Genomic DNA, 24,258 nt, shown 5'->3' on the forward strand with positions numbered 1-24,258 from the left:
AACTAGAAGCACTACGCGCAGACAGCGCAACAGAAAGACGAACTATGAGCACTCGCGAACCCCTCGTTCTGGGCATCGAATCCTCCTGCGATGAGACTGGTATCGGCATTGTGCGCGGTGCACAGCTGCTCAGCAACACCATCTCCTCCTCCATGGAAGAGCACGTGCGCTTCGGCGGCGTGATCCCCGAAATCGCTTCCCGCGCTCACCTGGACGCCATGATCCCCGCCCTCAAGGCGGCACTTGCCGAAGCGGACATCACCCTCGATCAGGTGGATGCTATTGCCGTCACCGCCGGCCCCGGCCTGGCGGGCGCACTCATGGTCGGTGTCTCCGCGGCGAAGGCGCTCGCTATTGCCACCGGCAAGCCCCTCTACGGCATTAACCACCTGGTCGCCCACGTTGGCGTTGGCCTGCTGGAGGATAACGGCACCGAAGATGGCTCCGACCTGCTGGCGAATGCCGGTTCCGGTGGTCTGGGCGCGCTACTGGTCTCTGGCGGTCATACCGAAATCCTGCAGGTGCGCGACATTACCTCCGATGTGCGCCTGCTCGGCGCAACCCTGGATGACGCCGCCGGCGAGGCCTACGACAAGGTCGCCCGACTGCTCGGCCTGGACTACCCGGGCGGCCCCGCGATTGACCGCGCCGCCGCCGAGGGTAACCGCAACGCCTTCGTGTTCCCGCGCGGCCTGTCGAACCGCAAGTTCATGGGCACCGCCGAGGAGCCCGGTGCGCACCGCTACGATTTCTCCTTCTCCGGTCTGAAGACCGCCGTGGCGCGCGTGATCGAAAGCTTTGAAGCAGCCGGTGAAGAGGTCCCGGTTGCCGATATTGCCGCGTCCTTCCAGGAGGCGGTCGTGGACGTCATCACCAAGAAGGCGATGCTTGCCTGCCGCGAGCAGGGCATGAAGACCCTGCTGCTCGGCGGTGGCGTGGCGGCTAACTCGCGTCTGCGTGAGCTGCTTGCAGCCCGATGCGCCTCCGAGGGTGTGCGCCTGATTATCCCGAAGTTCACCCTGTGCACCGATAACGGCGCGATGGTTGCGGCGCTGGGCGCCCGCCTGGTCGCTGCCGGTCGTGAGCCCTCGGGCGTGGACTTCACGACGGATTCCTCGCTGCCGGTGACCACGGTCTGTTTCTAAACAGGCTACCTCTGAAATAGTTACTTCCGCAGGGATTATTAGCGCGAGCCCGTTGATGCGGCTCGCCTCGAAAATACTCATAGAAATGCCCCGGCGCAGTCTCACAAAGGACTGCGCCGAGGCATTTTCTGTATTCAAGCTTTAGTTACGGGGGCGGGGGAGCAGCTCTAACGCAGCGCTCGCGCACGAGACTGCGCGGCAACATCCAGCGCTACCTCACGCAGAGAACCGGTCTTCTCAAAGACCGCACGCTGACGATCCGCACCCGTACCCTCGGTGAGGATGCGGTGTACCTGCGCCAGCTCTACCTCGCAGTCAAGGTCGCGTGCCACCGGCTCCAGCTTGGGCAAAAGCAGCTCAAAATCTTCACGTAGGGTACGCTGTACCGGCTCGTTAGAGACCACGATCTTAGCTTCCAGGCCGTAGCGGGCGACGCGCCACTTATTCTCCTGAGCGTGCCAGGGGGCGAGCACCTCAACGCTTTCACCCGCCTCAATCTGGCGGGAGAAGTACTCCACCAGGCACTGCGTGAACGCCACGAGCGCCGCAACATCCGGCAGGGAAGCGAGGCCATCGCAATAGCGCATCTCGATGGTGCCGTAACGCGGAACCGGGCGAACATCCCAACGGTCCTCGCTCGGGTCGTTAATCACGTCGGTTGCCACGAGCGACTCTAGGTAGTCGCTGTACTGCTCCCAGGTATCAAAGTGGAAGGGCAGACCGTTCGTGGGCAGCTGCTGGTAAAGCTGGGTGCGGTGTGAAGCGTAACCGGTGTCGACTCCATCCCAGTACGGGGAAGAGCACGAAAGCGCCAGCAGGTGCGGCCCGTAGTTGGTCAGCGCGTCAATGAGCGGCAGGACCTTATCGCGGGAGCCAATGCCCACGTGCACGTGCACACCGTAAATGACCATGTGGCGGCCCCAATACTGGGCGCGCTCGACCACACGCTGGTAGCGTTCCTTCGCCACGACCGGCTGGTCAGCCCAGTGGGAGAAGGGGTGGGTACCGGCGGGGTAGAACTCAATGCCGAGCTCATCGGTGATGTCACGCAGGGTATCCGCCAAATCCTGCAGCTGACGGCACGCCTCAGCGACGGTGCGGCAGATGCCGGTCACCACCTCGACGGTGTTCTCCAGGAATTCGCCGGTCACGTGCGCCCGGTCGGAGGCGGGTTCGAGCAATTCGGGGCGACGCTCGCGCAGGATGGATAGCACCTCGCTGGCGCGCTGGGTCAGTGCGCCGCTTTCACGGTCGATGAGCGCAATCTCCCATTCCACGCCGAGAGTGGACTGCGGGGAGGTAGCAAAGTCGATCATATTGCCTTTCCTGCGTCTGGAAATAGGGTCGTGCATGGTGCCGACTATGAAAGTTATTATCGGTGGGCTCTGCCCGGCTGTGCGCTAGCCGGTGAGAGCCGGCTCCTTGGGGGAGTGCCTCTACTAGGCCGCGTATCTTTGATCAGGCATAGTATCTTTATCCGGCACAGCGTCTTTATCGGGCACCGTATCTAGTGTACGGTCTTGCGGTGCCCGGTGCCCTGTCGAGTGCAGAATCCGGAACGGAAACGTCATGAATCGTCACGAACGGTAACCCGACCTCGGGTCTGGGCAGTCGGGTCTGGGTCGTCAGTGCTGGGTAGCCAGGGATGGGTGGCCGGGGCTGGTGAGGTTAGAGCGGGCGCACATGCCAGCCGACGCGGCGTGAATCCCTACCCGAACCGATGCGGGTAAAGACCAGCGTTGCCGGACGGTACGAGGACTCCTGAGCGCCCGAAGAAGAATTAGCGTTCTTTTTCTTCTTGGAAGGCTTAGAACCCGCCGAACCCAGCAGGCGCGCACGCAACTGCTCCGGAACAATATCCACGCCACGCTTCTTAATCGTCAGTGCCGTAAAGCCCTGCTCACGCACCCAACGCTTCAGCTGCTTCTCCTGCAGGGGAATCTCCTCCAGCACCTCGTAGCAGGCAACCAACGGATGCTCCACCGGCTCGGCAGAACACAGGTACGCCAGGTGCTCATCCAGCAGATGCGCGCCAATACTCTGCGCAAACTCAGCGACCAGATGCGAACGCACAATCGCCGGGGCAGGCTCCAACAGGTAATCACCGGGCTGCGGTAGGGACACCGGAACGTCAACGCTTTGCTGCGCTTCTTCCGCCGTCAGGGGGCTGCGGAAGCTCACCGCCTCGTACGGCGGCAGCAGGGCGCTGGTTTCGGCGGTGCCTTCGTTAGGGGTAGCCTCTTCTGCAGGTAGCTCACGCACCGAGGTCGCCGTGCGAGCCATCCCCTCCTGAGCCAGCGCGTTAAACCAGAGCACCAACTCGGCAAGCGAACCCTCCGACTGGATCCACTCCGCCTCAATGCGCGGGTTGGGGTTTGCCTCCGACGCAATATCTTCGGGTGAGGGGATGCCCTCATGAGGAAAACCGGGACCCAACTTCACGCCCATAGGCACGCCCGTACGTGCCAGATTCAGCACGAACGAGAACGGGGGAGAGAACGCCTCCGGATCAAAAAGGCGCTCCGTCTGAGCCTTCTTAGCGCCGCGCAACTCGCGGCGTGCCGGGTCCATCCAAACAATACCCACCGGCTCGCCGGTAGCGTCCAGAAGTTCACCGTGCACATAATCGGTCACATCCCCCGAATACACGCGCGCCTGTGGGCAAAACTCTAGGTTCTTCGCCGCAAAAGAAGCCGTCAACGGGTCCAGCTCCACCGCAACCACGGTACCGCGCTCCGCCGCATATACGGCAGAGTCCGAGGCAATACCGCAACCCAAATCAGCCACCGTGCCGGCAACCGGGCGCAGGCGCTGAGCACGATAGTGCGCAATCACCGGGCGGGTGGCCTGCTCCGCCGCCTCCTGAGTCAGCATGAGCGTGCGGGCGCGTTCGCCGAATTTGGCGCGCGCACGGGTACGAGCCTGCGCCAGCGAAATAATCTGTGCAGACTCCTCGGGGCTGAAACCTCGCGAACGCAAAGAAGTGACGGCGCTGAGCGTATCCGAGCCCAGCGGGTAGAGCTCGTCGGCTGCCGCGAGCGCTTCGGGGCTGAACGGAAGCTCGGCGGCGGGAGTAAAAGGGGATGCGGGAATAGGCATGCTCCTCATTTTACGGGGTGCCGGTTTTGAGAGGTGAGGAGCCCGATTTGCCCAGCTTTTTGCTCAGCGTTCGCCTTGCGGTGAAACACCCCGGCAGAGGGGCGCTTTTCTTGACCGAAAGCACAGGTGAAACTAGAGTTGAGGTAGCACTCGAGACAGTCATCGGGCGCGCCACTGCGCCGCTGTCTCGCATCAAACGTAAATCCACAACCCGGAGGAACCGATTATGGCTATCAAGCCCCTGGAAGACCGCGTCGTTATCAAGATTGAGCAGGCTGAGCAGACCACCGCATCCGGTCTGGTCATCCCCGAAACTGCGAAGGAAAAGCCGCAGGAAGCACGCGTTGTCGCCGTTGGCCCGGGCCGCGTGGATGAGAAGGGCAACCGCATTCCCGTAGACATCAAGGAAGGCGACGTTGTCGTGTTCTCCCGCTACGGTGGCACCGAGGTCAAGTACCAGGGCGAAGAGTACCTGATTCTCTCCGCACGCGACGTTCTGGCAATCGTCGACTAATACTTTCAGATGCTCATGCGCCGTACCGCTCATCCGGTACGGCGCATGAGCTATCATCTGCCCCTCAAATTTTCCTTTCTGTGACGCACTAGGAGTAGCGAACACATGGCTAAGCAGCTTGAATTCAACGATGCCGCCCGCAAGTCCCTGCAGGCTGGCGTCGATAAGCTGGCAAACGCGGTCAAGGTAACCCTCGGCCCGCGCGGGCGCAACGTTGTGCTCGACAAGCAGTGGGGTGCACCCGTCATCACCAATGACGGCGTGTCCATTGCCCGCGAAATTGAACTGGACGACCCGTACGAGAACTTGGGCGCCCAGCTGGCGAAGGAAGTCGCCACCAAGACCAACGACGTAGCCGGTGACGGCACCACCACCGCAACTGTGCTCGCACAGGCACTGGTCAACGAGGGCCTGCGCAATGTCACCAGCGGCGCGGCACCCGCCGACGTCAAGCGCGGCATTGAGGCTGCTGTGGAGGCTGTCTCCGCACGCCTGCTCGAGAACGCACGCCCCGTGCAGGGCCCCGAGGTGGCGCACGTTGCCGCTATCTCCGCGCAGTCCGAGCAGATCGGTGAGCTGCTGGCTCGCGCCTTCGAGAAGGTCGGCCAGGACGGCGTCATCACCATCGAAGACGGCTCCTCCACCGAAATCGAGCTGGACATCACCGAAGGTATGCAGTTCGACAAGGGCTACCTCTCGCCCTCCTTCGTCACCGACTCTGAGCGCGGCGAAGCAGTGTTGGAGAACAGCCTCGTGCTGCTCTACCAGGGCAAGATTTCCACCATTGCAGAAATCATGCCCGTGCTCGAGAAGATTGTTCAGGCGAAGAAGCCGCTGACCATCATCGCAGAAGACGTTGACGGCGAGGCGCTCTCCGCACTGGTCGTGAACAAGCTGCGCGGCACCATCAACGTGGTGGCTCTGAAGGCTCCCGGTTTCGGTGACCGCCGCAAGGCAATCATGCAGGACCTGGCAATTCTGACCGGCGGCACCGTCGTGACCGGCGAGCTCGGCATCGACCTGCCGCAGGTCACCCTGGAGCACCTGGGCTCGGCACGCCGCGTGACCGTCACCAAGTCCCACACCACCATCGTGGACGGCGGCGGCGACCCCGAGGCGATCGAGGATCGCGTGCAGCAGCTGCGCCGCGAAATTGAGCGCGTGGATTCCGAATGGGACCGCGAGAAGCTCAAGGAGCGCCTGGCTAAGCTCGCCGGCGGCGTGGGCGTCATCAAGGTCGGTGCCGCAACCGAGGTTGAGGCGAAGGAACGCAAGCACCGCATCGAGGACGCTGTGTCCTCCACCCGTGCCGCTCTGGAAGAGGGTATCGTCTCCGGCGGCGGTTCCGCACTGGTCCACACGCTGAAGGCATTGGACGGCATGGACCTGGGCAACCACGACGCAAACGTGGGTGTACAGATCGTTCGCCGCGCCCTGGTTCAGCCGCTGCGCTGGATCGCGGAGAACGCTGGCGAAGACGGCTATGTCATCGTCTCCAAGGTCTCCGAACTGCCCGTGGGTCACGGCTTCAACGCCAAGACCGGCGAGTACGTGGACCTCATCGAAGCCGGTGTGATTGACCCGGTGAAGGTGACCCGTTCGGCTCTGCAGAACGCATCCTCCATTGCGGCTCTGGTGCTGACCACCGAGACCCTGGTGGTTGAGAAGCCCGAAGAAACTGAAGAAGACTAAATAGTGTGTGTGCCCGGTGCCGCCCCCTCCATCAAGGAGGCGGTACCGGGCACTCGCTGTCGGTAGGCTCGGATGCGCTCGCGTTCGTGGGGGCGCTAGAACCTGCCGACAGCCTCCCGCTGAGGGGTGCTTACTATGAGGGCTTCTCAGCAAAGAAACCTTTAGCGGTTTACTATAGAAGGTAAGCTGTTCCCGTTTGCGCTCAAACCACCTTGTGGGGTGCGAGCAGACGGGTCGTACCGCATCTTGACATACGCAACGTATAGGCTGAGCTTCTCACCGATGAAGCCAGCATCCGAAAGGTAGACAATGACCATTCCCACCGCTCTGTCCGAGGATCCCTTCGGCTTCACCGGCCTGACCTACGATGACGTGCTGCTGCTGCCCGGCAACACCGACGTCATCCCCTCCGAAGCGGACACCTCCACCCGCCTGTCCAAGCGCATCACCCTGAACACCCCCATTATTTCTGCCGCAATGGACACCGTGACCGACTCCGCTATGGCAATCGCTATGGCACGTCTGGGTGGTATGGGCGTTATCCACCGCAACCTCTCCATCGAGGACCAGGCTGCACACGTGGACCGCGTTAAGCGCTCCGAGTCCGGCATGATCATTAACCCCGTCACCATCGGTGCTGACGCAACCATCGCCGAATACGATGAGGTCTGCGGCTACTACAGGGTCTCCGGTCTGCCCGTCGTCAGCGAAGAGGGCGTGCTGGAAGGTATTATCACCAACCGCGATATCCGCTACATCTCCCGCTCCGACTACGAGGGCATTCGCGTCCGCGACATCATGACCCCTATGCCGCTGGTCACCGCGCACCCCAGCGTCACCAAGGACGAAGCATTCGCACTGCTGTCCAATAACAAGATTGAGCGTCTGCCCCTGATCGACGACGCAGGCAAGCTCGCCGGTCTGATTACCCTCAAGGACTTCGTCAAGACTGAGCAGTACCCCAACGCCACCAAGGACGAGGACGGCCGCCTGCGTGCCGGCGCCGCTATCGGCTTCTTCGGCGACGGCTACGAGCGCGCAATGACCCTGGTCGAGGCAGGCGTCGACGCACTGTTCGTGGACACCGCAAACGGCCACTCCCAGGGCGTGCTCGACATGATCGCCCGCCTGAAGAAGGACCCCGCCGCAGCACACGTGGACGTCATCGGCGGCCAGGCTGCAACCCGCCTGGGCGCACAGGCAATCATCGACGCTGGCGCTGACGGCGTGAAGGTCGGCGTTGGCCCCGGATCCATCTGCACCACCCGCATTATCGCCGGTGTTGGCGTTCCCCAGGTGACCGCTATCAACGAGTCCGCTAAGGCGGCAATCCCGGCAGGCGTGCCGCTGATTGCTGATGGCGGTATGCAGCACTCCGGCGAGATCGGCAAGGCACTGGTTGCAGGCGCTGACTCCGTGATGCTCGGCTCCCTGCTGGCTGGTACCACCGAGTCCCCCGGTGAGCTGATCTTCATGAACGGTAAGCAGTACAAGGCATACCGTGGCATGGGTTCGCTGGGTGCAATGCAGACCCGCGGCCGCCACAAGTCCTTCTCCAAGGACCGCTACTTCCAGGCTGATGTCTCCAGCGAAGAGAAGCTGATCCCCGAGGGTATTGAGGGTCAGGTTCCCTTCCGCGGCCCGCTCTCCGCAGTGATTCACCAGCTCGAAGGCGGCCTGCGCCAGACCATGTTCTACGTCGGTTCCCGCACCATCGAGGAGCTCAAGTACAAGGGTCAGTTCGTGCGCATCACCCCCGCAGGTCTGAAGGAATCGCACCCGCACGACATCATGATGACCGTTGAGGCACCGAACTACCGCCGCTAAAACGCCTCACCAACGATGATTCGCCGCATGGTGTGCATACCATGCGCCGTTGAGCCCGCCCCATACCCGTTCAGGTATCGGGCGGGCATCGGCGCGAATAACGCCCAGCGGCACCCCTCAAACCGAATTCGAAAGGATTCACCCCATGTCTGAAATTCAGATTGGCCTCTCTAAGAACGCCCGCCCCACCTACTCCCTGGACGATGTGGCGCTGGTGCCTACCCGCCGTACCCGCGACCGCCGCGACGTCGACACTTCCTGGCAGATTGACGCCTTCAAGTTCGACACCCCCATCATTGGTGCGCCCATGGACTCGGTCATGTCCCCGGCGACCGCCATTACACTGGGTAAGCTGGGTGGCCTGGGCGTGCTGAACCTCGAGGGCCTGTGGACCCGCTACGAGGACCCGCAGCCGCTGCTCGACGAGATTGTCGAGCTGCCCGAGGCGGACCCCGCCTCCGCAACCACCCGCATGCAGCAGATTTACTCCGAGCCGATTAAGCCGGAACTAATCACTGCACGCCTGGAAGAGATTCGTGACTCCGGCGTGGTCGTTGCAGGCTCCCTGAGCCCGCAGAACACCCAGGAGCACTACGAGACCGTGGTGAAGGCGGGTGTTGAGCTGTTCGTCATCCGCGGCGCGTCCGTCTCTGCTGAGCACATTTCCACCTCGCACGAGCCGCTGAACCTGAAGAAATTCATCTACGAACTGGACGTTCCGGTCATCGTTGGTGGTGTGGCTGGCTACTCGCAGGCTAAGCACCTGATGCGTACCGGCGCAGCCGGCGTGCTGGTGGGCTTCGGCGGCGGTTCCGCACAGACTACCCGCCAGGGCCTGGGCATCTCCGCACCGATGGCAACCGCTATCGCCGACGTGGCTGCGGCACGTTCGGACTACCTGGATGAGTCCGGCGGCCGCTACGTACACGTGATCGCTGACGGTTCCCTGGGCCGCTCCGGCGACATGGTGAAGGCGCTCGCACTGGGTGCTGACGCCGTCATGCTGGGCGCTCCGCTGGCTCGTGCATCCGAGGCTCCCGGCCAGGGCTGGTACTGGGGCAACGAGGCGCACTCGCTGGACTTCCCGCGCGGCGTGCGCACCCCGCTGGGTGTTGTCGGCTCCCTGGAGGAGGTCCTGTACGGTCCTTCGCACCACGTGAACGGCACCAGCAACATTGTCGGTGCGCTCAAGCGTGCAATGGCTAACTGCGGTTACCTGGACCTGAAGAAGTTCCAGAAGGCTGACCTGACCGTGGTTCCCGCGTACCGCGGCTAATGTAGCTTCATGAATCACCGCCCGGTGGTTGGTGGGTTTATCCCTCCGACTACCGGGCGGTATTGTTTGACGTGCTCTTTTAGGTAGGGGTTGAGTCACTGTCTTTGGGAGAATGGAATTTATGCCATATTGTTAAACTTTCTCATTTTATAGTGACTGGGATTATATTTTCACTGTAGTGTATCTAATAAGGATATGGCTAAGGTCTATATTCTTTGAAAGAACTTCTGCAAAACTGCAAGTTCAATACCATATGGATATACCTATCGAAGGAGATTAGAAATGGGTATCTTCGCTCCCCCTGTTAAGAAGGTTCTTGCTGCTGCCGCGTTGAGCGTGACGGCACTGACTGCCGTTCCTGCCGCAACTGTCCCGGCTGCGGCGACTGTTGTTGAGGTTCATGGTGGTACTTGGGACTATGGTTCGTCTATCTGGGGTGTGTGGTCTCGTTATTACCACAAAGAAGCACGGCATAGTGCAACCGTTTGGGGAAGTAACTGGGTTTACTCCGGATGTAAGAAGCCCTTTACCACTGCTAGGGCTTCGTCTGGTCATTCTTGGGACCACACTAACGAGGCTTACTACAACAACCATTGTTAGAGATGAGCGCGTTGGATGTTCTATAGCGTATTAGCAATATGGCCCTGCAAATGATGCAGGAAGCTAATATACAAAATATTTGGCGGGCCGTCTGAGTGAATCTATCAGGCGGTCCGCCCATATGACAGAAATGAATCCCCATGCTTAAGTGCCGATTCCGATTTGGCCGGTATGTATCGGCCCTCACCTCAGTTTATCTATGGGCGGCCCTCGCCTCCATCGTGTTCCCTTTCTTCATGCTTCTGAGTATCAACTCGGAGATGTCTCTTGGGCATACCCGTAACCTCCAGATTCCTTCAATCAGCGAAGGCGTAGATACTCGCAAATTTCTAGAGGATATGTGTCAGGAAGCGGAGAAGAACAGTATCGCTATAGCTCGTCGCACCCTTGATGTGTCAGATACTCGGCACGGTATCGTACTCGAATTCTGCGGTGCCGAAAATACTGTACGTGGGTGGGAACAAACAGGATACCCTTCCTATACCCCTGAAGACCGCGTTGAGGTCAAAAGGCTTAATCCGGGCAAGGTTGCAGAAGCGCGAGGTCTCTACAACCTATATGGCGGTAGTGAGCAACAACGCGCCCAGCTGCTCGCTACCCTGCGTGAAAATGGTGCGCATACAACGGAATACGATGTTCTCAATCTCCGAAGTATTGCAGGGTACTACATGGGAACCCCAGGAGGGTATGCCTTTATTGCAACATGCCTAGCCCTTAGTACGGCTCTGATTGGTGCCATATTCCGGCAGACGAAAAAAAGCGCGCGCCTGCGTCTGCATGGGGCATCCTTAAACCGTGTCTACGGTGCACAGCTGCTAGAGTCGGGGCCTGCTATTCTTTGTGGAATTCTGGGCCTCTATGCCCTTTTCTATACATTCCTCGCCCTGTACAATTCGTGGGCTTTTGCAGCTTTGACGCTGAAAGTTCAGCTTATCCTGTTGTGCTGGATGTTGGGCCTTATGCTTCTGCTGCATTATGTGGCTTGTGCACTTACTGTAGCTATACCTATTGGACAAGCCCTTAAAGGAAAGGTACCTACGCGTATTACCTATGCGGCTAGCTGGGCGTGCCGCTCTTTGGCGCTCATTCTTGTTGTTGCTACTCTAATCACTTTGGCTTACACGACTCAGCAAGTCCATGCACTCAATCAAGCCCGCCCCGCGGTGCTTCAGGGTAACGGATATAGTGTGTCCTTTAATGGTTTCCGGTATAAGACTAGTGACATCCAGAACCTTCAGGGCTGGAGTAAAGAACAAGTAGAATCTGATAACGTCATCCTCGCTAGTGCGGAGAACCCTGTCTATACATCCCCTGAATCGATTGAAGCTTATAGAGCCGGAAAGGATGAATCAGCCTCTCTGAAATCTGATCAGAGCTTGGGTCGTACCTTTCTGTACGTGAATCGTGAATACCTGGATAGTAATCCTGAATCCCTGCCAGCAGGTTTACCTCCTCTTGAAGACCTGGAAGGTCGTAGCGGTCTTAGCGTCTACTATCCCCAGGAATTGGAAAAGCACGCTGATGATATAAGGCGCCTTGCTTCTAGTACTTTTGACTCGGCTGATAGCTCTTCTTCCTCGAATAAATTAGAAGCTTCACGTGCTGAGCTTTCGGAGTTGAGGGCATATGAGTCTGTAACGAGGTCCTATACATATGGTGACGGTACTAAAGCGAACTACTTTGTGCAGAACCCCATCATTGTGTATGTCCCGAAAACTGTGCTGACTGACAGAATGGAGATGCTCGTTGCCGCCTTCAGTCAGAACGGGGCATTTATTAAGGACCGGCAGAAAGCTCTTGAATCTCTGAAGGGTAGTGCAGCTCGAAGCTACGTAGGTGAAATTCTGCCGGTGAGCGAAAAATATTTTAGTCTCACAAGCAGGATGCAGAGCGAACAACGCATTAGCTTGTATGCGCTCATCATCCTTTCCGTTTTGTGTCTTGTGACCCTTCTGGAGTACGCACGTGTGTACTGCGCAGAACATCAGCAGCGTATCGCTCGTTCCTTTACCTACGGTATGCATCCGACCCGGACTTTCCGTGGGGTTCTCATAGGGGAGGCGGTTTTGACGATTCTTGTCATTAGCTATGGGGTCCTCCAACTAACGAGTTTGGCCCACGAGCAGTATCTCAATGCTGGGGCTGAGACTGCATCTGTTATTGCAGTACTGGCAACGGTACTCTTCACATCCACTGTTATTGTGTCGATTGGTATGAGTTTATGGGCCTTTGGCAGAGGCTACCGAGTTACTGTTGCCAATCATGCGCGAAAGGAAATGTACTGATGACGTCCATCTTAAAAACAGAAAATCTGCTGGCCGTAAGCGGGGGGTCTGTGCGTATTGCAGGACATCCTATTTTTGCTGATGTCCATATTGCCGTAGCTCCAGGACAGATGCTAGCCCTAACTGGTGCCTCAGGAAGTGGCAAGACCACTCTCCTTAACTGTCTAGGGACCCTGACCGACTTTACTGAAGGGGAATATACCTTCCAAGGAACAATGTTGAGCGGTTCATCATCGCGAACCCGCCGTCATTTCCGCCGTGATAGTCTAGGATATCTCTTCCAGAACTATGCCCTGGTAGAAGGGGAGAGCGTTGAAAAGAACGTCCTCGGACCGCTCGCGGTTATGCCGCGTTCGCAGCGTCCGAGCCGCAAAGAGCTAGAGTCCGTCCTCGCCCGGGTCGGTTTGTCTGGGCGAGAGAAGTCTCTTATCTACCAACTCTCGGGTGGTGAGCAGCAGCGCGTGGCGCTTGCTGGGCTTATGTTGAAGCAGCCATCACTGATTCTGGCAGATGAGCCGACCGGTGCGCTGGACGCCGAGAACGAGGCGCAGGTGCTTGATATTCTGCGGGAGCTGGTGAACGCCGGGGCCTGTGCCATTATTGCTACGCACAGCGATGCGGTGGCGGACTTCTGCGACCGGCGTATTGATATGTCTCAGTTCAAGGGATAAACGAAGAGGATTGTTTTTGCAATGTGCCGCCTGGCTATGGAGTCGTTAACTCCGTCGCCGGGCGGTGCTTTCTTATACGGGGTTTATTTTTACTCGCTGAAAAGAACGGTCATTCGCTGAAGGGTTCCCGCGCTGCGGGCGTTCAAGCTCACACCGCGATAGCGTAAAATAGATATATCCCCGCGCAAGTGCGCGGATTAGTACCAACACGTTGAGGTAATTTTCGTGACCAACTCTGTGAACCTGGACCAGCTCGAAGAGCGTCCCGTCCTGGTGGTAGATTACGGTGCACAGTACGCGCAGCTCATTGCTCGTCGCGTGCGTGAAGCCGGCATCTACTCCGAAATCGTCCCCCACTCCATGAGCACCGAGAAGATGCTCGCCAAGAACCCGGCAGCCATCGTGCTCTCCGGTGGCCCCTCCTCGGTCTACGCCGATGGCGCACCCAAGGGCGACAAGGCCCTCTTCGAAGCTGGCGTGCCGATCTTCGGTATCTGCTACGGCTTCCAGGTGATGGCCCAGACCCTCGGCGGCACCGTCGCCCAGACCGGTCTGCGCGAATACGGTGCAACCGACGCTGTGGTCTGCGCTGAGAACTCCTCCTTCCTCACCGGCACCCCCACCACCCAGAACGTGTGGATGTCTCACGGTGACTCCGTGACCGAAGCCCCCGAAGGCTTTGAGGTGCTGGCAAAGACCCCCGGCGCATCCGTGGCAGCATTCGTGGACGAGTCCCGCAAGCTCGGCGGCGTGCAGTGGCACCCCGAGGTGAAGCACTCCGACTACGGCCAGGTCGCCCTGGAGAACTTCCTCTACAATGTGGCAGGACTGAAGCCCACCTGGTCCACCAACAACATCATCGAAGAGCAGGTCGCAAAGATCCGCGAGCAGGTCGGTAGCGACCGCGTCATCTGCGCGCTCTCCGGTGGCGTTGACTCCTCCGTGGCAGCAGCGCTTGTGCACAAGGCTGTTGGCGACCAGCTCACCTGCTTCTTTATCGACCACGGTCTGCTCCGTGAGGGCGAGCGCGAACAGGTCGAGCAGGACTACGCAGCATCCATGGGTATCAAGGTCATTACCATCGACGAGTCGGAGCGTTTCCTCTCCGCCCTCGATGGCATCACCGAACCCGAGGCGAAGCGTAAGGCTATCGGCCGCGAGTTCATCCGCTCCTTCGAAGAGGCACAGCGCAAGCTGATTGCTGAAGCTGGCGAAGAGGGCGCAGACATCAAGTTCCTGGTCCAGGGCACCCTGTACCCGGACGTTGTCGAGTCCGGCGGCGGCGACGGCACCGCAAACATTAAGAGCCACCACAACGTGGGTGGCCTTCCCGACGACCTGACCTTCGAACTGGTTGAGCCGCTGCGCACCCTGTTCAAGGACGAGGTCCGCGCTATCGGTCGTGAGCTCGGCGTTCCCGAGAAGATCGTGGCACGTCAGCCGTTCCCCGGCCCCGGCCTGGGCATCCGCATTGTCGGCGAGGTTAACCGCGAGAACCTGGAAACCCTGCGTGCCGCTGACGCTATCGTGCGTGAAGAGCTGACCGCAGCAGGTCAGGACGAGCACATCTGGCAGTGCCCCGTGGTTCTGCTGGCTGGCGTTCGTTCCGTGGGCGTTCAGGGTGACGGCCGTACTTACGGCCACCCGATTGTTCTGCGCCCGGTCTCTTCGGAAGACGCAATGACCGCTGACTGGTCGCGCCTGCCGTACGACCTGCTGGCTAAGATCTCGAACCGTATTACGAACGAGGTCAAGGACGTTAACCGAGTGGTGCTGGACGTTACCTCCAAGCCCCCGGGAACCATTGAGTGGGAGTAATCCCGCTTTGGGCTACCTAGCTTTGTAGCTGGGAGCCTGTGAAGGAGCCGCCCGGTGCATCCTGTTTGTGGATGTGCTGGGTGGCTCCTTTTGTGAGTATGTACGTTGCAGATGCCAGGGATGAACGAAATATAATGTGCTTATGCATGCTTCGTCTGACATGTGCAGAGCACTAACCTAATGTCATAAGGAGGGGCTAGAGATGTCAAAATCTGATAACGAGCACGATCAAAAGCAAGAGCATAAATCCTCCGTCTATGAGTTTTTCGTCAGTTTTCCTTCCCTTGGAGATGACACAAACTGTTCTGAAGAAATCCCCGTAGCGGAACGTTCTGCCTCGCAGCGCCCTGCCCCAGACTTTTAGCTTAGAAGTAAGCCGCCCGGTGTATCCTGTTTGTGGATGCGCCGGGCGGCTTTTTATGCGGAGGTATAGAGAAAAACGGGTGGTACTTAAGCGTGAATTTCAAAGGAAAACGCCAAAATATTTAAAACGAGAGTTCAAATAAAAGAACTAAAAACTCTCCACAAAACTACACGATAAATAAAAACTTTAATGCGGGTGATGCGGGTGACGAATCGAATCACGCCAATGAGCGCTCGACCCCAACCCAAAATGCAACGCAAAAAACGTACCAAAACAGCAGAACCCAAACGCGCACGCCATGTACACGCCATAGGTCAGCATCACAAACTCAGAATCATGACTCAGGCCTGATGCCACAATCATCGTCAACGAAACAGCCAGAATGACAAGCCATGCAGCGCTCGCAGCCGCAATCACCCACGAGATAGCGCTCAACACCGGGTGAGGCACCCTAAAGGTTCGCTCCGGGCTCTCAGGGGCGGGTACAGTCGCTACAGAAGCTGCAGCAGGGGCAGTAAGCAGAGCAGAAGAAGAGCGCCACGGAATATGCGCATCAGCATGCTGGCTGGAAGCCTGCGCCGGATGCTGCGGGACACCACCAGATTCGGGAGGGGAAGAAAGATACGGCTGCTGCATTGCGGGCTCCTGAATATTTAGCCTCACGGGAGAAGAAAAAGCATAGTTCCTAATCTCGTAAGAAATGAGTGTCGGTGATAGAACGAAAGAATGTGGTGGAAAATATATTCTCTCTATAATTCAAGATTAGAAGCGAACCGTATAAAAAACGAGAGCATCAGCGAATATGATGCAATATGACGCGAAAATTTCGAAAAATACAACGAAAAAGCAGTAAGCCTCAACCTGAAGGTTCAGGGTAGGGTTATTAGACAGGGACCTTAGCCGTAAAACAACAGCACAGACACGGCAACAGTGAAAGGAACGAGCATGGGAATGATCCTCCCACTCCTCTACTTAGGGGCAGGATTCGGGCTCGCAATGTTGCTGCCCGAGCACTGGGGGCAATCGCCTGAAAGAAAGCGCCTCCGCCCTGCTGACCCGCTGGATTATCCCCACCGTCATCGTTTACATCGTCGCCACCAGCCGCCCCGAACTCTTCTTCATGGCAGCCTCCACCATGGTGCTCATGGCGCTTCTAGTACGCTGCGCCGCCTTCTTCACGAACGACCCGGTGCAGCGGCTCGCCCTCGTTTACCTCAACGCTGGAATCTTCGGAATCCCCGTAGTTGCCAGCTTCTGGGGCGAGGAAGCCGTACGCCTATACGTCGGCGCGTATATCGGCAACTCCGTCATGGGTAATATCCTCGGCACCTCACTCATGCGCAGAGAAGCCAACGCAGACGGACTCACGAATAGCCAATCCAAGCCCGCCCGAAAAGCTGCCGTCGGTGCAGTATTGCGGTCCCTGCTCACTAACCGCCCCATTATCGCCGTAGCGATCGGGCTGATATGCCTGCCCGCCGGACCGTTCCTCAACACCCACGCCGCCGGTATCTACCGGCTCATCACCTGGGTCTTCAGCTTCGTAGGGCTCATGGTGCTAGGCATGTGGCTGAGCACCGCCCGCCTGCACCGAACCGACCTCAAACAAGCCGTCCGGTGGGCGCTACTGCGTGTCGTGCTCGTGAGCGTCTACAGCGTCGGCGTACTCACCGCCGCACGCTGGATGCACACGCGCACTGGAATGCACCTCGAGCAGCTAATGGCGCACCCACAGGTACTTTTTGTCCTCGGAGTGCTACCGCCAGCAGCTAATATCGTCATTCTGGAAACCCACTACCGGCACGAAGGCACCGCAGCCCCCGTCATTGCCGCAGGGGCGGTCGTCAGCGTAGGAATGATAGCGCTCGCCGTGCCGATCCTGCAGCTCGTCTTCTCCAGTTGAGCAGAGCCTCCAGCTAAGCAGAGCCAAGAAAGCATGCCTGGAGAACACCGGAGAGAACGCAGAAGAGAACACAGAAGACAACACAAAAGGAGGGCGGGGCATAAGCCTCACCCTCCTTCTGCTGTCTATCACCTTATCGGCACGCGGCAGCACTCAACGAGCTACAGCGCTTAGCGAACGATGTGGTACACCTTCGCCTCGTAGGGGCGCAGGGTCGAACCCGCGTCGTCCTTGTAGTTCGAGCTCACCAGCTCAACACGAGCACCAGCCTCACGAGCCTCAGAAAGCACCGCGAAGTCCCGCTCCTGCTCCTCGGCAGTGAAGTTCGAAACAACCAGCAAAGACTCGTTCGCGGGGCTGCCATCCGCGCCACCGGTACGGGCGTATGCGTACACAGCCTCATCCTCGTTGTGCGGAACCTGAACCGAATCCACCGGAGCGAAGGCTGCGTAAACCATCAGGTCCTTCAGCTTGCCGCGGCGCAGAGCCACCAGCTGCTGGTAGTGGTAGAAAATCGAATCCTCATCAGCCAGAACAGCCTCAGCGTTAATCGCCGGGTAGTTCGGGTTCACAGCAATCCACGGGGTCACACCCTCGGGGCTGAAACCACCGTTAGCGGAGGCATCCCACTGAACCGGGGTACGAGCGTTATCGCGGCCCTTAATATAAATCGCCTGCATCGCCTCTTCGTGGCTCAGACGCTTGTGATCAACGTGCATGTCCTCGTAGAAGCGAATCGAGTCACCATCGCGGTAATCCTCAATCGAATCAAACTTCACGTTGGTCATGCCCAGCTCTTCACCCTGGTAAATGTACGGGGTGCCCTGCATGAAGTGCAGAGTGGTCGCCAGCTGCTTAGCGGACAGGGTTCGGAACTCATCCGAATCGTTACCGAAGCGAGAGACAACGCGCGGCTGGTCGTGGTTGTTCCAGTACAGCGAACCCCAGGCGTTACCCTCCAGGGTGGTCTGCCAGTCGTTCAGGATGCGCTTGAGCTCGGTCAGCTTGTACGGAGCGTAGGACCACTTACCGCCCAGATTGCCGTTCGGGTCGTTATCCACGCCCATGTGATCGAAGTGGAAGATCATGTTCAGCTCACCGGTGTGGTAGCCAGCCCACAGCTTAGCGTCCTCGGGGCTGGTTGCGCTGGTCTCGCCCACGGTCATCACGTCGTAGCGGCTGAAGGTCTCGCGGGTGAGCTCCTTCATCCACGGGTGCACCATGGTGCCGTTCGTAATGACGAACGGAATCGAGGAGGTGTGCTTCTCGTAGTCGGTGGAGGGGTCATCCGGGTAGCCCTCGGGCTTGGAGATGATGTTGATAGCGTCCAGGCGGAAGCCGTCAACGCCCTTGTCCAGCCACCAGCGGACCATGGAGTACAGGTCCTCGCGAACCTTCTCGTTTTCCCAGTTCAGGTCGGGCTGTTCCTTGAAGAAGATGTGCAGGTAGAACTGGCCGGTCGCCTCGTCCCACTCCCACGCCGGGCCGCCGAACTCGGACGCCCAGTTGTTCGGAGGAATCGGGTTGCCGTCCTCGTCGAAGCCCTTCGGGTCCTTCCAAATGTAGTAGTCGCGGTAGGGGTTGTCCTTGGAGGAGCGGGATTCCTTGAACCAGGGGTGCTCATCGGAGGTGTGGTTTGCGACCAGGTCCATCAGGATCTTGATGCCGTGCTTGTGGGCGGTTTCAAGCATCTCGTCGAAGTCTTCCATGGTGCCGAAGTCACTCATGATCGCGAAGTAGTCAGAGATGTCGTAGCCGTTGTCCACGTTCGGCGAGTCGAACACGGGGGAGAGCCAGATGACGTTGATGCCCAGCTTAGCCAGGTAGGGCAGCTTCTCGGTGATGCCCTTCAGATCACCGATACCGTCGCCGTTAGCGTCGTTGAAGGAGCGGGGGTACACCTGGTACACCACGGCTTCCTTCCACCACTGGCGGCCTTCGTAGGAGGGAACCTCGTATGCCTCGGAGTTGCTCATAATTGCCTTTCTATACCGGCCATCCAGCCGAAAAGAGAACAAGTTGTCTGTGATTGAAGTATAGGGCGAAGGGGGACCGGAATGTCTGTATCTGGTCCCCCTTCGCACAGTATGAGTGGGGTACGACTACTTGGCGTTACCGAAGAGGTACACCTTCGCCTCGTAGGGGCGCAACAGGGTGCCCTCGTCGGTGAACTCGCGGTTCTCATCGCGGTAGTTCGAGCTAATCAGCTTCGGGGTGTTCTCGATTGCCTTCAGCTCAGTCGGGGAGAGTGCCTGCGAGTTGGTCAGCACCACCGAATCCAGGTTGCCACCCGCGTAGTTCAGCTGAACGGTGTCATCGGTGAAGTTGGCGACGACCAGCAGGGCGCGCTCGCCGGTTGCGGCGGCGTCCTCGTCGGAGTTCACGCGCAGGTAGGCGTAAACCTGGTCATCCTCTTCATCCAGCAGGCGGTACTCGCCGGTCAGGACAATCGGGTGCTCGCGGCGCAGGCTAATCAGATCGCGGTAGTGGTAGAACACCGAATCCTGGTCAGCGAGCTCTGCCTCCGCGTTGATTTCGGTGTAGCGCGGGTTCAGCTTCAGCCACGGGGTGCCGGAGGTGAAGCCTGCGTTCTCGCCAGCGGTCCACTGCATGGGGGTGCGGGCGTTATCGCGGCCGGAGGCGCTGATGTAGCGCAGCATGTCCTCAGCGGAGACGCGGCCCGACTCTTCAACGTACTTGCGCCAGGAGTCGTGAATCTCCAGGTCGTTGTAGTCCTTCACATCGTCGAAGAAGACGTTGGTCATGCCCAGCTCTTCACCCTGGTAGATGTAGGGGGTGCCCTGCATCAGGTGCAGCACGGTGCCCAGCATCTTGGCGCTGACGGTGCGGTACTCGGGGGAATCGTTACCGAAGCGGGAGACGGTACGTGGCTGGTCGTGGTTGTTCCAGTACAGGGAGTTCCAGCCGCGGCCGTGCAGGCCCTCCTGCCAGTGGGTGAGGACCTTCTTGAGGTCAACCAGGTTGAAGCGGCGGTCAGACCACTTGCCGGTCAAGCCACCTTCGGAGGCGTCTACGTCCATGTGCTCGAACTGGAACACCATCTGCAGTTCGTTGCGGTCGAAACCGGTGTAGAGTGCGGCGTCGTCCACGGTCACGCAGGGGGTTTCACCCACGGTCATGACCGGGTACTTGCTCAAGACCTCGCGGTTCATCTCCTGCAGGAATTCGTGCACGCGCGGACCGTTGGCTGCGACAGCCAGGGAGTTGTCGAGGCCGCCAGCGAGGACTGCCGGGTCCTCGGGGAAGGAGAGGTCTTTAGAAATCAGGTTGATGACGTCCATGCGGAAGCCGTCCACGCCCTTGTCCAGCCAGAAGCGCATGATGTCGTAGACCTCTTCGCGGACCTTCGGGTTCTCCCAGTTCAGGTCGGGCTGTTTGACGGAGAAGTAATGCAGGTAGAACTGGCCGGTCGCCTCGTCCCATTCCCACACGGAGGGGCTGAAGCAGGAAATCCAGTTGTTCGGCGGAATCGGCTTGCCGTCCTCGTCGAAGCCCTTGGGGTCGCGCCAGATGTAGTAGTCGCGGTAGGGGTTGTCCTTGGAGGAGCGTGCCTGCTTGAACCATTCGTGTTCGTCGGAGCTGTGGTTGACGACCAGATCCATCATGAGCTTGATGCCGTGCTCGTGCGCGGTTTCGAGCAGCTCATCGAAGTCTTCCATGGTGCCGAACTCGGCCATGATGGCGCGGTAGTCGGAGATGTCGTAGCCGTTGTCATCGTTCGGGGAATCGTAGATGGGGGAGAGCCACAGCACCTGAATACCGAGCTTGGCGAGGTAGGGAATCTTCTCGGTAATGCCGGGCAGATCGCCGACGCCGTCGCCGTTGGAGTCGTTGAAGGAGCGGGGGTAAATCTGATAGACCACCGGTTCCTGCCACCACTGGGTCTGGGTCGTCATTGTTCTTCCTTCCATTGGTACGGATGAGTGTTGTGCGGGGCCGCCCTATAGGCGGCTAAAGTCTGATTCCCTTTTAGGACTGGTTGGTGAGGGGCGTCAGGAGGCTCTGCGGTGCCCAGCTGGAGGGGTCAATTTCCAGGAGTAGACCGCTGTGGTCAGAGATGGCTTCGGGGGAGTTGTCGCGGAAGACTACCGCGTGTGAGTTCACCGTGAGCAGTCGGTCAGCGAACACGAAGTCAATGCGCTTGGCGTCCGTGCTACCTTCCCAGCCGGCGATTTCGCGGTGGACGGTGTTTTCGCCGTCGGTGTGTTCCGCCAGCGAGCGGGTATCAATCATGCCGCTGGAGGTGACCAGCGCGTAGCCTTCATCGCTCAGATGCGCGGCGGAGTTAAAGTCGCCGCCGAGCAGTACGGGTGCGGTGAGGGCACATTCTGCCAGGGACTGTGAGAGGCGGGTGTATTCCTGCGCGAAGAGGGGCTCGCCGTCGAAGTCCCACCAGGACATGTGGGTGGTTGCGCACCAGAAGGTGCCCGTCGCAGTTTCGATGAGCGCCGCCTGTGCTGCACGGCGCTGTACCTGGTGGTAGCCGTACTCAGGGGACATGTCGATGGGCTTGATGCCGCGAATCGGCAGGCGCGAGAGAATTGCTACGCATTCGTCGTAGAGGTCCCAACCGATGTGGGCTTCGGTGAGGGTCCACTCGTAGGTTGCGCCCATTTCGTTGAGTGCCTGTACGAGTAGCAGGGCGTAGTTGTCTTCGTGAACCGGCACGCCTGCGCCGCCGCGGTAGTTGAGAGGCTCCTTCACCATGGGAGTGGAGGTGAGCTGGTTGACTTCCTGCAACGCTATGACATCCACCTGCTGTTCAATGATGAACTTTGCGAGGGCGCGGATTTTGGCAATCTGGTGGATTTCGCACCAGCTGTGCGTGTTGAGGGTGAGGAAGCGCATGTATTAAGTCCGGGGTATGTGTGAGGTTGAAGAATGATATGCGCACCGCGTATTGAGGCGGCGAGTGTTTTACGCACTCTAATCTATGGGTGCACTGTTTATGCTATCGATTCTGTGCGCTAGGTAATAGGGGAAAAGTCTCATCTGCAGCAAGTATTTTTAACCAGTGCCGGGAGATGTTTCAGGTTCTGAAAAACTCTTTCAAAACTTCTATTTTTGGTATCTGCGGGTAGGTATGACCTGGCATTATTGTTTTTGTCTAAAACACATTCGGCATTTAGCGCACGCAGGATATGTGGCACCCGTCTCATATACTTTCGTTTGGGAGTATAAAGATACGACGTGACCATCGCAGGATGGCAATGATCGCCAACCCCTGCGTCCGCTCACTCGACAACCCGAAAGGGCGTATAGCCTCATGATGGAAAAAGTACAGAGGTTCGGCTCTGCCATGCTGGCACCCGTTCTTCTCTTCGCATTCGCTGGCCTCGCGGTCGGTATTGCGATCATTGCACAGAACGGCGAACTGATTCCCCTCGCTGCTGATAAGGAAAGCGCGTGGAACCACTTCTGGTCTGTTTGGGAGTCAGGCGCATGGACCGTCTTCAACCAGATGGAACTGCTCTTCGTGATCGGTCTGCCCATTGCACTGGCAAAGACCGCTAACGCACGTGCAGTGATGGAAGCTGCAATGGTCTACCTGACCTTCAACTACTTCGTCGGCACCATGCTCAAGGTATGGGGCAAGGGCGGCACCGGTTTCTTCGACCTGGACTACACCACCGACATCTCTGAGAGCGCGGCAGGTACCGGTCTGAAGATGATCGCCGGTATCAAGACCATGGACACCGGTATCTTCGGTGCCATCATCATCTCCGCAATCGTGGTGTGGGCACACAACCGCTGGTTCGACAAGAAGCTGCCCGACTTCCTCGGTATCTTCCAGGGTTCCCAGTACGTCTACGGCGTCTGCTTCTTCCTGATGATGCCCGTGGCATTCCTGTTCTCCTGGCTGTGGCCCTACGCTCAGCACGGCATCTCCTCCCTGCAGGGCTTCTTCATCGCATCCGGCGCACTCGGCGTGTGGGTTTACACCTTCCTCGAGCGCTTCCTGATCCCGACCGGTCTGCACCACTTCATCTACTCCCCGTTCGTCTTCGGTAACGTTGTTACCCCGAACGGTATCGCTAAGGACTGGCCGAGCCACCTGACCGAGTTCGCAAAGAGCGACAAGCCCCTGAAGGAACTGTTCCCCGGCGGCGGCTTCGCACTGCACGGTAACTCCAAGGTCTTCGCACCCATCGGTATCGCAGCGGCGTTCTACACCACTGCTCGTCCCGAGAAGCGCAAGGAAGTTCTCGCTCTGCTGATCCCCGTCAGCCTCACCGCAATCCTGATCGGTATCACCGAGCCCCTCGAGTTCACCTTCCTGTTCCTGGCACCCCCGCTGTTTCTGGTTCACGCAATCCTGGCAGCAACCATGGCTGCAATCATGTACCAGCTGGGTCTGGTTGGTTACATGGGTGGCGGTCTGCTCGACTTCCTGTTCCAGAACTGGATCCCGCTGTGGGCAAACCACTCCGGCACCTACCTCATGCAGATCGGTGTGGGCCTGTGCTTCACCGTTATCTACTTCCTGGTCTTCCGCTTCATGATTCTGAAGTTCGACTTCAAGACCCCCGGTCGTGAAGAAGACGGCGGCGAGACCAAGCTCTACAGCAAGGCAGAGTACAAGGCTGCCAAGGCTGCTGAGAAGGACGGCGGCGCAGCAGCTCCCGCAGCTGACGGCGACCTCTACGCACCCCGCGCAGCAGGCTTCCTCGAACTGCTTGGTGGCGCAGAGAACATCACCACCGTGAACAACTGCGCAACCCGCCTGCGTGTCTCCGTCGCTGATGAGTCCCTCGTCAGCACCTCGGATGCAGACTTCAAGAATGCAGGCGCTCTGGGTCTGGTCCGCAAGGGCAAGGCATTCCAGGTCATCGTCGGCATGGACGTTCCCCAGGTTCGCGAGCGTTTCGAGACCATGGTGAACGAAGCTAAGACCCTCTCCTAAGAGACTTCAGCTTTCAACCGCCTGACGGCATAACGCCTCATAAGGTATAGACTTCGCCGGCGGTATCGGATAACACCGATGCCGCCGGCGAAGCTGTACCCGGACACGTACCAGGCGCATACCCAGCTCAAATCTGCTG

17 protein-coding genes are annotated in these 24,258 nt (G+C 58.8%); 11 read left to right on the top strand and 6 right to left on the bottom strand.

The features are described 5' to 3' along the window. The first annotated feature begins 44 nt into the window (after positions 1-44). A complete protein-coding gene (gene tsaD / locus HMPREF2779_RS05235) occupies positions 45-1,145 on the top strand; it encodes a tRNA (adenosine(37)-N6)-threonylcarbamoyltransferase complex transferase subunit TsaD (RefSeq protein ID WP_005508428.1) in 1,101 nt (366 codons plus the stop codon). A 167-nt stretch (positions 1,146-1,312) separates the two neighbouring features. On the opposite strand, the gene HMPREF2779_RS05240 is transcribed toward tsaD, so the two are convergent. Together HMPREF2779_RS05240 and HMPREF2779_RS05245 are read right to left on the bottom strand one after the other, a co-directional pair. After that, positions 1,313-2,461, bottom strand: a complete 1,149-nt coding sequence (locus HMPREF2779_RS05240) for a glutamate--cysteine ligase (RefSeq protein ID WP_105360990.1) — start codon at positions 2,459-2,461, stop codon at positions 1,313-1,315. A gap of 352 nt (positions 2,462-2,813) precedes the next feature. Beyond that, positions 2,814-4,244, bottom strand: a complete 1,431-nt coding sequence (locus tag HMPREF2779_RS05245; RefSeq protein WP_369825417.1) for a class I SAM-dependent methyltransferase — start codon at positions 4,242-4,244, stop codon at positions 2,814-2,816. A gap of 226 nt (positions 4,245-4,470) precedes the next feature. Here HMPREF2779_RS05245 and groES point away from each other — a divergent pair, with 226 nt between their 5' ends. The 8 genes from groES to guaA all read left to right on the top strand — a co-directional run bounded on the left by groES (position 4,471) and on the right by guaA (position 14,927). Next, on the top strand, positions 4,471-4,758 hold the full coding sequence (gene groES / locus HMPREF2779_RS05250; protein ID WP_005505066.1) for a co-chaperone GroES: 288 nt from the start codon (positions 4,471-4,473) through the stop codon (positions 4,756-4,758). A gap of 105 nt (positions 4,759-4,863) precedes the next feature. Beyond that, the gene (gene groL, locus HMPREF2779_RS05255) at positions 4,864-6,450 is read left to right on the top strand and encodes a chaperonin GroEL (protein WP_105360992.1); all 1,587 of its coding nucleotides are present in this window, start codon (positions 4,864-4,866) and stop codon (positions 6,448-6,450) included. Between the two features lie 309 nt (positions 6,451-6,759). Beyond that, the gene (gene guaB, locus HMPREF2779_RS05260) at positions 6,760-8,277 is read left to right on the top strand and encodes an IMP dehydrogenase (protein ID WP_105360993.1); all 1,518 of its coding nucleotides are present in this window, start codon (positions 6,760-6,762) and stop codon (positions 8,275-8,277) included. A 145-nt stretch (positions 8,278-8,422) separates the two neighbouring features. After that, entirely contained in the window at positions 8,423-9,553 is a 1,131-nt protein-coding gene (locus HMPREF2779_RS05265) for a GuaB3 family IMP dehydrogenase-related protein (protein WP_070685558.1), read from the top strand. Positions 9,554-9,835: 282 nt separating this feature from the next. After that, positions 9,836-10,153, top strand: a complete 318-nt coding sequence (locus tag HMPREF2779_RS09335; protein ID WP_083311161.1) for a lactococcin 972 family bacteriocin — start codon at positions 9,836-9,838, stop codon at positions 10,151-10,153. A gap of 260 nt (positions 10,154-10,413) precedes the next feature. After that, complete coding sequence (locus tag HMPREF2779_RS05275; protein ID WP_158676582.1) at positions 10,414-12,438, top strand: hypothetical protein; 2,025 nt, start codon at positions 10,414-10,416, stop codon at positions 12,436-12,438. After that, positions 12,438-13,109 (top strand): ABC transporter ATP-binding protein, encoded by a 672-nt coding sequence (locus HMPREF2779_RS05280; protein ID WP_083311159.1) that lies wholly within the window; start codon positions 12,438-12,440, stop codon positions 13,107-13,109. Before HMPREF2779_RS05275 ends, HMPREF2779_RS05280 begins: the two co-directional genes overlap by 1 nt. Before the next feature lie 225 nt (positions 13,110-13,334). Next, a complete protein-coding gene (gene guaA, locus HMPREF2779_RS05285) occupies positions 13,335-14,927 on the top strand; it encodes a glutamine-hydrolyzing GMP synthase (RefSeq protein WP_005508433.1) in 1,593 nt (530 codons plus the stop codon). 550 nt (positions 14,928-15,477) lie between these two features. Here guaA and HMPREF2779_RS08970 read toward each other — a convergent pair. Next, a complete protein-coding gene (locus HMPREF2779_RS08970; RefSeq protein ID WP_141754873.1) occupies positions 15,478-15,927 on the bottom strand; it encodes a hypothetical protein in 450 nt (149 codons plus the stop codon). An 831-nt stretch (positions 15,928-16,758) separates the two neighbouring features. On the opposite strand from HMPREF2779_RS08970, the gene HMPREF2779_RS09340 reads away from it, so the two are divergent. Next, positions 16,759-17,064 (top strand): EspF repeat-containing protein, encoded by a 306-nt coding sequence (locus tag HMPREF2779_RS09340; protein ID WP_366765528.1) that lies wholly within the window; start codon positions 16,759-16,761, stop codon positions 17,062-17,064. A gap of 300 nt (positions 17,065-17,364) precedes the next feature. Here the strand turns inward: HMPREF2779_RS09340 and HMPREF2779_RS05295 are convergent, their stop codons facing one another. The 3 genes from HMPREF2779_RS05295 to HMPREF2779_RS05305 all read right to left on the bottom strand — a co-directional run bounded on the left by HMPREF2779_RS05295 (position 17,365) and on the right by HMPREF2779_RS05305 (position 22,063). Then, on the bottom strand, positions 17,365-19,170 hold the full coding sequence (locus HMPREF2779_RS05295; RefSeq protein WP_105360994.1) for a glycoside hydrolase family 13 protein: 1,806 nt from the start codon (positions 19,168-19,170) through the stop codon (positions 17,365-17,367). Positions 19,171-19,296: 126 nt separating this feature from the next. Then, a complete protein-coding gene (locus HMPREF2779_RS05300) occupies positions 19,297-21,111 on the bottom strand; it encodes an alpha-glucosidase (protein ID WP_105360995.1) in 1,815 nt (604 codons plus the stop codon). A gap of 73 nt (positions 21,112-21,184) precedes the next feature. Beyond that, on the bottom strand, positions 21,185-22,063 hold the full coding sequence (locus tag HMPREF2779_RS05305; RefSeq protein WP_105360996.1) for an endonuclease/exonuclease/phosphatase family protein: 879 nt from the start codon (positions 22,061-22,063) through the stop codon (positions 21,185-21,187). Positions 22,064-22,481: 418 nt separating this feature from the next. Here HMPREF2779_RS05305 and HMPREF2779_RS05310 point away from each other — a divergent pair, with 418 nt between their 5' ends. Further along, positions 22,482-24,119: an alpha-glucoside-specific PTS transporter subunit IIBC gene (locus tag HMPREF2779_RS05310; protein WP_070616172.1), complete on the top strand. Its 1,638-nt coding sequence runs from the start codon at positions 22,482-22,484 to the stop codon at positions 24,117-24,119. Positions 24,120-24,258 lie beyond the last annotated feature (139 nt).

The sequence above is a fragment of the Rothia sp. HMSC069C03 genome, assembly GCF_001811075.1.
GTDB lineage: Bacteria > Actinomycetota > Actinomycetes > Actinomycetales > Micrococcaceae > Rothia > Rothia mucilaginosa.

Excerpts from the sequence above, each read along its gene's own strand:
- tsaD (WP_005508428.1), top strand. The coding sequence starts at position 45 with ATGAGCACTCGCGAACCCCTCGTTCTGGGCATCGAATCCTCCTGCGAT.
- HMPREF2779_RS05240 (WP_105360990.1), bottom strand. The coding sequence starts at position 2,461 with ATGATCGACTTTGCTACCTCCCCGCAGTCCACTCTCGGCGTGGAATGG.
- HMPREF2779_RS05245 (WP_369825417.1), bottom strand. The coding sequence starts at position 4,244 with ATGCCTATTCCCGCATCCCCTTTTACTCCCGCCGCCGAGCTTCCGTTC.
- groES (WP_005505066.1), top strand. The coding sequence starts at position 4,471 with ATGGCTATCAAGCCCCTGGAAGACCGCGTCGTTATCAAGATTGAGCAG.
- groL (WP_105360992.1), top strand. The coding sequence starts at position 4,864 with ATGGCTAAGCAGCTTGAATTCAACGATGCCGCCCGCAAGTCCCTGCAG.
- guaB (WP_105360993.1), top strand. The coding sequence starts at position 6,760 with ATGACCATTCCCACCGCTCTGTCCGAGGATCCCTTCGGCTTCACCGGC.
- HMPREF2779_RS05265 (WP_070685558.1), top strand. The coding sequence starts at position 8,423 with ATGTCTGAAATTCAGATTGGCCTCTCTAAGAACGCCCGCCCCACCTAC.
- HMPREF2779_RS09335 (WP_083311161.1), top strand. The coding sequence starts at position 9,836 with ATGGGTATCTTCGCTCCCCCTGTTAAGAAGGTTCTTGCTGCTGCCGCG.
- HMPREF2779_RS05275 (WP_158676582.1), top strand. The coding sequence starts at position 10,414 with ATGTCTCTTGGGCATACCCGTAACCTCCAGATTCCTTCAATCAGCGAA.
- HMPREF2779_RS05280 (WP_083311159.1), top strand. The coding sequence starts at position 12,438 with ATGACGTCCATCTTAAAAACAGAAAATCTGCTGGCCGTAAGCGGGGGG.
- HMPREF2779_RS08970 (WP_141754873.1), bottom strand. The coding sequence starts at position 15,927 with ATGCAGCAGCCGTATCTTTCTTCCCCTCCCGAATCTGGTGGTGTCCCG.
- HMPREF2779_RS09340 (WP_366765528.1), top strand. The coding sequence starts at position 16,759 with ATGCCTGCCCGCCGGACCGTTCCTCAACACCCACGCCGCCGGTATCTA.
- HMPREF2779_RS05295 (WP_105360994.1), bottom strand. The coding sequence starts at position 19,170 with ATGAGCAACTCCGAGGCATACGAGGTTCCCTCCTACGAAGGCCGCCAG.
- HMPREF2779_RS05300 (WP_105360995.1), bottom strand. The coding sequence starts at position 21,111 with ATGACGACCCAGACCCAGTGGTGGCAGGAACCGGTGGTCTATCAGATT.
- HMPREF2779_RS05305 (WP_105360996.1), bottom strand. The coding sequence starts at position 22,063 with ATGCGCTTCCTCACCCTCAACACGCACAGCTGGTGCGAAATCCACCAG.
- HMPREF2779_RS05310 (WP_070616172.1), top strand. The coding sequence starts at position 22,482 with ATGATGGAAAAAGTACAGAGGTTCGGCTCTGCCATGCTGGCACCCGTT.